The 7,110-nt window shown below is 71.7% G+C and carries 9 protein-coding genes; 4 read left to right on the plus strand and 5 right to left on the minus strand.

The annotated features are described in order from the left end of the window. The first annotated feature begins 14 nt into the window (after positions 1-14). Complete coding sequence (gene yidD, locus VFE05_18285) at positions 15-239, plus strand: membrane protein insertion efficiency factor YidD (protein HET6232028.1); 225 nt, start codon at positions 15-17, stop codon at positions 237-239. 55 nt (positions 240-294) lie between these two features. Then, positions 295-2,049, plus strand: coding sequence for a membrane protein insertase YidC (gene yidC, locus VFE05_18290; GenBank protein HET6232029.1), 1,755 nt, complete (start codon positions 295-297; stop codon positions 2,047-2,049). A 101-nt stretch (positions 2,050-2,150) separates the two neighbouring features. Here the strand turns inward: yidC and VFE05_18295 are convergent, their stop codons facing one another. After that, a complete protein-coding gene (locus VFE05_18295) occupies positions 2,151-2,522 on the minus strand; it encodes a hypothetical protein (protein ID HET6232030.1) in 372 nt (123 codons plus the stop codon). Between the two features lie 324 nt (positions 2,523-2,846). Between VFE05_18295 and mnmE the strand changes: the two genes are divergently transcribed. Then, positions 2,847-4,277: a tRNA uridine-5-carboxymethylaminomethyl(34) synthesis GTPase MnmE gene (mnmE, locus tag VFE05_18300; GenBank protein ID HET6232031.1), complete on the plus strand. Its 1,431-nt coding sequence runs from the start codon at positions 2,847-2,849 to the stop codon at positions 4,275-4,277. A 282-nt stretch (positions 4,278-4,559) separates the two neighbouring features. Here mnmE and VFE05_18305 read toward each other — a convergent pair whose 3' ends face one another. Genes VFE05_18305 through VFE05_18320 form a run of 4 tightly spaced genes read right to left on the minus strand, consistent with a single transcriptional unit; the run spans position 4,560 to position 6,598 of the window. Further along, complete coding sequence (locus tag VFE05_18305) at positions 4,560-4,835, minus strand: acylphosphatase (GenBank protein HET6232032.1); 276 nt, start codon at positions 4,833-4,835, stop codon at positions 4,560-4,562. 6 nt (positions 4,836-4,841) lie between these two features. Then, positions 4,842-5,849: a hypothetical protein gene (locus VFE05_18310; GenBank protein ID HET6232033.1), complete on the minus strand. Its 1,008-nt coding sequence runs from the start codon at positions 5,847-5,849 to the stop codon at positions 4,842-4,844. Continuing rightward, complete coding sequence (locus VFE05_18315) at positions 5,810-6,268, minus strand: phage holin family protein (protein ID HET6232034.1); 459 nt, start codon at positions 6,266-6,268, stop codon at positions 5,810-5,812. The genes VFE05_18310 and VFE05_18315 overlap by 40 nt, the downstream gene beginning before the upstream one ends. A 15-nt stretch (positions 6,269-6,283) precedes the next feature. Next, the gene (locus VFE05_18320) at positions 6,284-6,598 is read right to left on the minus strand and encodes a hypothetical protein (GenBank protein HET6232035.1); all 315 of its coding nucleotides are present in this window, start codon (positions 6,596-6,598) and stop codon (positions 6,284-6,286) included. On the opposite strand from VFE05_18320, the gene VFE05_18325 reads away from it, so the two are divergent. Then, on the plus strand, positions 6,561-6,962 hold the full coding sequence (locus VFE05_18325; protein ID HET6232036.1) for a hypothetical protein: 402 nt from the start codon (positions 6,561-6,563) through the stop codon (positions 6,960-6,962). The two genes, VFE05_18320 and VFE05_18325, sit on opposite strands and share 38 nt — an antisense overlap. The last annotated feature ends 148 nt before the right edge of the window (positions 6,963-7,110 follow it).

The raw sequence follows: 7,110 nt of genomic DNA on the forward strand, positions 1-7,110 counted from the left end.
TGCTCGCGCGCGCGCTGACCGGCGGCATCCGCTTCTACCGGCGCGCCATCTCGCCGCTCATGCCGCCGTCGTGCCGCTTCTACCCCACCTGCTCGGCATACGGGCTGGAGGCGATCGAGCGGTACGGCGCCGGGCGCGGCACGTGGCTCACGGTGCGGCGGCTGGCGCGGTGCCACCCCTTCTGCAAAGGGGGGTACGACCCGGTGCCGCTCCCCCCGGCCGATTCGCCGCGGGCGTAGGCCGCCCTGCATCTCCCGGCTCGTCCCCGACACTTCTCACGGATTGAACGCATAGATGGAAAAGCGGATCCTGCTGGCGCTGGTCATGGCGATGGGCGTGATGCTCGCCACCAACTGGCTGTTCCCCCCCAAGCGCCCCGTGGCCGACGCGCCTCCGGCCGCCGTCGCCGCCGCGGCCGCGCGCGCGACCAACGCCGGCCCCGCGCAGGCCATGCCCGCCGTCCCGGCGCAGACGGTGACCGTCACCTCGCCCCTGTACCGCTACGGCTTCTCCACCCGCGGCGGCGCGCTGGTGGAGGCGCGGCTGCTCAAGTACGCCTCGTACGTGAACAAGGGCCAGCCCGTGCAGCTCGTGCCCGAGGGCGCGCTGGACGTGCTGGCGCACCGCGTCGCGCTCGGCGGCGACACCGTCGACCTGCGCGGCGCACCGTTCACGGCAAGCGCGGCGTCGCTGGACCTGAAGCCCGCTGGCGGCCCGCAGGAGCTGCGCTTCACCTACGCGCCCCAGGGCGGCGTGGGCGCGGAGATCGTCTACACCTTCCGGCCCGACAGCTACGTGGTGGGCATCCGCGGCCGCCTGCTGGGGGTGACGGGCCGCGCGGCGCTGCTCACGGACCTGGGCCCCGGCCTGGCGCACCACGACGCGCGCGAGCACGGCTCCGCGCAGGAGCTGGCCGTCGCGGGCTGGAACTCCACCGCCAGCAAGCTGGACGACCGCCTGCTGCACAAGGTGGAAGGCACCGACACCATCGGCGGGCCGCTCGCGTGGGCCGCCGTGAAGGACCGCTACTTCCTCATCGCGCTCATCCCCGCGGGCGCCGAGCGCTTCGACCGCGTGCTGCTGCGCGACACGGCGGACTTCATCGTGCAGCCCCCCACCGGCAGCAGCGACAAGCCCGAGGTCTTCCCCCGCGCCAACGCCACGGCCGTGCTGCCGCTGCCGGCGGACGGCGCCTTCGCCTTCGAGGCCTACCTGGGCCCGCAGGAGTACTCGCGCGTGGCCGCCGTGGGCCATGACCTGGACGAGGTGAACCCGTACGGCTACCGCTGGCTGCGGCCGGTGGTGCGGCCCATCGCCGCGTTCCTGCTGTGGGTCGTGAACGAGGCGCATCAGCGCTGGGGCCTGGCGTACGGCTGGATCTTGGTGCTGGCCGGCATCGCCATGCGTGTGATCACGTGGCCGCTGAACGCCCGGGCCATGCGCGCGCAGATGAAGAACATGGAGATGCAGCCCATCCTCCAGGCGCGCACCAAGGAGCTGCAGGATCGCTACAAGAACGACCCGGCCAAGCAGCAGCAGGAGATGTTCGCGCTGTACAAGGAGCTGGGCGTGAGCCCCTTCTCCATGCTGTCGGGCTGCCTGCCCATGCTGGTGCCCATGCCGGTGCTGATCACGCTCTTCTTCGTGTTCCGCAGCGCCATCGAGTTCCGCGGCACCTCGTTCTGGTGGCTGCCGGACCTGTCGCTGGCCGACCCGTGGCACGTCCTGCCCATCTTCCTGGTGCTGAGCATGTTCGCGCTCCAGTGGGTGAGCACGCGCATGAGCGGCATGGAGCAGAACCCGCAGGCGCAGACCATGATGTACATCATGCCGCTCATGATGGGCTTCCTGTTCTTCCGCTTCCCGTCGGGCCTGAACCTGTACTACGCGACCACGAACCTCGCGAGCCTGCCCCAGCAGCTGCTGATCGCGCGCGAGCGCAAGAAGGCCAGTGCGGCGAAGAAGGCGGAAGAGGCGGCCAGCAAGCCCCCGTCGCGCGGCTCGCCCGGCGGCAAGACCGGCGCGCACCGCGTGAAGCCTCGCCGCTGACCCGGACGGCTTCCACCCGGCATGACGAAGAAGCGCCCGCCCCTCGCGATCTGACGGGCGGGCGCTTCTTCGTCGGCCGATGCTGCAAAGCTAGGCTGGGCTCAGCCGCGGACGCGGGCCACGTCTTCCATCATCCGGAAGGGCTGGAACTCGCAGCCGGCGGTGACGGGCAGGTACAGCACGTCCGTCGGTGCCGACTTGTCGTGCGTGCGGTACACGGGCACGCCGCGGTACTCGCCTACGCGCACGGCCTCCGTCTGCGTGAGCGGCTGCGTCATCCCGAACTTCACCCAGCGACGGCCTCCGAACCGCACCGCCTCGCCGTCCACGAACCAGCGCTGCGTGCCCGCGTACGTCACCGTGTCCGCAAGCACGACGGGCACCGGCGCGCGCAGGTGCGCCACGGCGGGCTGGGGGCGCGACGCGAGTGGGAAGAGCAGTGTACCCAGCGCCAGGAGGGCGGCTCGGCTCATGGAATACGTGGCCGGAAGACGGTGTGGACGGGGACGTCGAGAGGGCAGACGCGGCTCTCCGCCAAGCGCAGCATCCGTGCCCGGTGCAGTACGCGCGTAAACCCTTGCAGCACAACGAATCTTGCGTGAGATGCACGGCCGGGTGTGCCGAGAAGGCAACACCTCATGTTCCCGTCCGGTAACATCTTGCCGAGGCGGCGCATCACCCTGACTGCTTCGGGCGCGGGGAAACGGAATGAAAGGATGAGATTCGCATCCCGTCGGGTCAGGCGCTTCCCCCGCCGCCGCCTTGCCGCGCGCGCGGGAACTCGCGATCCTCTCCGGATGGACAACCAGCCAACTATCTCCGGAAACCCGTTCGGCGACACCATCGCCGCCATCGCGACGGCACCTGGCCGCGGAGCGGTGGCGATGCTGCGTGTGGCAGGACCGCGGGCGCTCGCCGTCGTCCAGCGCCTTACGGGGCGTCAGGAAGCCCCACAGGCGCGCGTGCAACGGCTGGCCGCCCTGCGGCACCCGGAGACCGGCGAGCTGCTGGATCGCGCGCTGGTGGCCTTCTTCCCCGCCCCAGCGAGCTACACGGGCGACGACACGGTGGAGATCTCCACCCACGGCGGTGCGCTCACCCCGCAGCTCGTGCTCGATGCGCTGCTCGCCGCCGGCGCCCGCCCCGCGCAACCCGGTGAGTTCACGCGCCGTGCGTACCTGAATGGCAAGCTGGACCTGCTCCAGGCCGAGGCGGTGGGCGACCTGATCGACGGCCGCTCGCGTGCCCTGCACCGTGCCGCCGTGCACCAGATGGAGCGCGGCCTCTCGCGCCGCGTCGAGGAGCTGCGCGCGGCCATCATCGGCGCCGAGGCGCTGCTCATCTACTCCATCGACTTCCCCGAAGAAGACGAGCCGCCCGTCCCGCCCGCCCGCATCCGCGCCGCGGTCGAAGACGTGCTCGCCCGCATCGACGCGCTGCTCGCCACCGCGCCCGAGGGAGAGATGCTGCGCGAGGGTGCACTCACGGTACTCGCCGGCCGCCCAAACTCCGGCAAGTCGTCGCTCTTCAACGCGCTGCTGGGCACCGAGCGCGCGATCGTCACGGAGGTCCCCGGTACCACGCGCGACGCGCTGGAGGCGTCCATGTCGGTAGATGGGTATCCGTTCCGGCTGGTGGACACCGCCGGTCTGCGCGAGACGGCCGATCGCGTGGAAAGCATCGGCATCGAAGTCGCGCGCCGCTACCTGGCCGCCGCCGACCTGGTGCTCTTCTGCGCAGAGGCGGGACGTGAGATGGAAGACGACGAGCGCGCCTTCCTCTCCGGGCTTGACCCAGGCCGTGTCGTCCTCGTCCGCACCAAGGCCGACTGTGTCGCATCTGCGGAGGCGACTCTGGACGCGGGTGATCCGGCAACGGACTATCGGGAGATGGATGATACTGCATCCCTTTCGACCGCCGCCGTCTCCGCATCCACCGGCGATGGGCTTCCGGAGTTGCGCGCTGTGCTGCTGCGGAAAGCGTTCGGAGGAATCCTGGGCGACCCCGGAGAGGCACCGCTCGTCACGCGGGAGCGCCACGCCCGCGCCCTCCGCGCCGCCCGCGACGAGGTCGCCCAGTTCGCCGGCGCGTTCGCCGCCGGCATCCCGATGGAGTTCGCCGCGACGCACCTCCGCGCGGCCGTCGGCGCCCTCGAGGACCTCGTCGGCGTCGTCACGGTGGACGACCTCCTCGACCGCGTCTTCGGCGACTTCTGCGTCGGTAAGTGACCTGTCGGTAAGTTGCCACCGGAGTCACGGGCCCATATGGGCTGCTCTGTCCGTATCGACGTTCGATGTTGCAGATGGTGGCGATGACGTCATCTGTACATCGCGGAGAGGTGTCTCAGACGTATTTGCAGGAGTTCTGGCTGGCGGACGCGAAAAAGCGCCCTCAGAATCGTTTCTGAGCGCGCTCGGTGTGTTTTCCGTGCTCCTGTACTCCCCGTCCGCAGATCGCGCCCTACAGCCGTGATTCTGCTCGTTGTTTGTTCGGGTCGTGTTCGGGAGATTTCAGCCTCGCAGGATGCTGAAGCCGCTCGCTTGGGGTGCGTGGGCGGCGGCGACCTCCTCCACGTTCTCCACGTGCGCACCGCGCGGGCCGTGGCCGAGCATCCGGACCATCTCGTGGAACGCCGCATCGTCGCCGCGGAGGTGGACCTCCACCGAGCCGTCCGGCAGGTTGCGGACGCTGCCCTCCAGGCCGAGGCGGGTGGCCTGGGAGCGGGTCCACCAGCGGAACCCCACTCCCTGCACCCGGCCCCGAACCCGGAAGGCCGCCTCCTTCACCGCGCCCTAGAAGTTCTCGCGGTGGCTCGGCTCGCGGTGCGGCATCGCCCCGCCCTGCGACGTGCCCGCCGAAGACGACGCGCCGCCGTACGCTTGCTGGGACGAGGAGCCGCCCGTGGAGCCGCCCTGCGAGCTTCCGCCGAACGACGAGCGCGACGAGCCGCCGCCGCCCAGCTGCTTCTCCAGCGAACCCAGCAGCGACTGAAGGAACCCGCCGCCCTGGCCGCCTGCCTGCTGCCCGATGAGCATGCGCGCCTCCTGTGCCACGGCGGCGCTCAGACCGCCCATCACGGCGCCCTTGAGTTGGCTCTTGGCCTGCGACACCGCGCCGATGCGCTGGCCCGGGTTGTCGCTGCCCGCGAGCAGGAAGCCCACGCCGAACGCGATGCCCAGCGCCGGAAGCGGGTTCTCGCGCACCTTGTTCAGTACGCCGTGCTCCTCCAGCATGCCCTCGGCGCTGGTCATGGCGCCGCTCAGCCGCTGGCGCGCCTGCCCCGCCAGCTCCGGCGCCCGCTCGCGCGCCTGGCCCACCAGGCCCTGCACACGCTCGCCGACCTGCCCGGCCAGCTCGCCGGCGCGCTCTCGCACCTGCCCCGCCAGCTCACCCGCGCGGTCGCGAGCCTGTCCTGCCAGCTCGCCGGCCCTGTCGCGCGCCTGGCCCGCCATGTCGCCCGCCTGGCCGCCCAGGTTGGAGGCGCCGTCCTTCACGCCGTCGGCCAGGCCGCCCAGCCGGTTCATCGCCTTCTCCTTGAGGCCCTGCGCCTCGTCGGCGTCGGCGAAGCCCAGCGCACCGTACTCGCCCGCCGTGGAGCCCGAGACGCTGCCGGCGCCGCTCAGGCCGGTGGTCCCGCCCAGGTCCGAGGCGCCGCCCAGGCCCGCGCCCGTGGCGCCCATCGAGCCGCCGGTGTGAAGCCCGCCGTGCACCTCGGCCGACCCGCCGGTGTCCATCCCGCTGCCGGTGTAGCCGGTGCCGCCTACAGGCGTTTCGCCTGCTGAATCTCGCTCTGCACCCATTGCTTGTCCTCCTTCAAGGTTCGAATCGTCTGGTCGGGGGCGAGCGAGTCGTGCTTGAGGTTGGCCAGGAACTTCTTGGCCATCACCCCGCCCACGATCAGGAACAGCGCGCCCACGATGAGGGCCCCCAGCCACAGGCGGCCGAGCGCCTCGCCCACCAGCAGCACCAGGAACAGGATCAGCACCAGCACGCCGACCAGGGCGGTCACGCCGCCCACCGCGACCATGGCCGCATCGCGGGCGACGCCCTTCACGTTCTCGCGCATCTCGGCCTTGGCCAGCGCGACCTCCTGCTTCACCAGCGTGGCGCTGTCCTGGGCGAGCTGCCGGAACAGGTCGCCCAAGGCGGGCTCGGCCCCGGAGGGACCAGCCGCGCCCATGTCGCCAGCGCTACGGGTGACGTGGATGTCATCCACCATCGGGCAGTCTCCCGGTTAGCGGAAGATCTTCCCGACCACCCACCCGGCCGCGACGGCCACCAGGATGGTCTGCAGAGGCTTCTCTCGCGCCATCCGCGACAGGTCCTCCTGCAGCGAGCGCACGTCCGCGTCGCGGAGGTAGCGCGCGGCCGACTCCATGCCCCCGGCCGCGGTCTGCGCCACGCCCGTCGCGCGGCCCATCACGCCCTCGGCGCCCTGCTGCCCCTCGGCCAGGTGGCCGAGGCGGTCGGCGGCCTGGTGCAGCCCCCCGGCCAGCCCCTCGATCGCGCTGTTGGCCTTCTCCTCCACCTGCCCCAGCGCGGCGCTCACGCCGCCCTCGGCCGTCTGCGTCCCCCCGGACGAGCTTCCGCCCGCCGAGTACCCACCTGCCGAGGAGCCGCCGGACGAGGATGAGCCGTACGCGGAGCTGCCCGCCGACCCGGAGCCCGTGGAGCCGCCACTGCTGCTACCGACCGACGAGCCGCCACCGGACGACGTACCCGCCGAGCCCGTGCTGCCCATGCCGGACGTGGTGCCCGAGCCGTACGCGCCCGTCGAGGCGCCCGATCCGTACGACGTGCCCGTCCCGCTCCCGCCGAGGCCCGACGAGGCGCCCGTGGAGCCCGCGCCGCTGGTCGAGCCCAGCCCGCCCGTAGAGCCGGTCGCGCCGCTGCTGCTCCCGGTGGAGCCGTAGCCGCCGGAGCTTCCGGTCGAGCCAGTGCCCGAGGAACCGCCCGTAGAGCCGCTGCCGGTCGAGCCATAGCCACCAGTCGATCCCGTCGAACCGGAGCTCGTCGAGCCGGTGGAGCCCGAGCCCGTCGATCCCGTGGTGCCGCTGCTAC

The organism is Longimicrobiaceae bacterium (assembly GCA_035696245.1).
Lineage (GTDB): Bacteria > Gemmatimonadota > Gemmatimonadetes > Longimicrobiales > Longimicrobiaceae > DASRQW01.

What these genes read in the sequence shown, in the direction of transcription:
- yidC (HET6232029.1), top strand. Translation starts at nt 295, where the DNA reads ATGGAAAAGCGGATCCTGCTGGCGCTGGTCATGGCGATGGGCGTGATG.
- VFE05_18295 (HET6232030.1), bottom strand. Translation starts at nt 2,522, where the DNA reads ATGAGCCGAGCCGCCCTCCTGGCGCTGGGTACACTGCTCTTCCCACTC.
- mnmE (HET6232031.1), top strand. Translation starts at nt 2,847, where the DNA reads ATGGACAACCAGCCAACTATCTCCGGAAACCCGTTCGGCGACACCATC.
- VFE05_18310 (HET6232033.1), bottom strand. Translation starts at nt 5,849, where the DNA reads ATGGGTGCAGAGCGAGATTCAGCAGGCGAAACGCCTGTAGGCGGCACC.
- VFE05_18315 (HET6232034.1), bottom strand. Translation starts at nt 6,268, where the DNA reads ATGGTGGATGACATCCACGTCACCCGTAGCGCTGGCGACATGGGCGCG.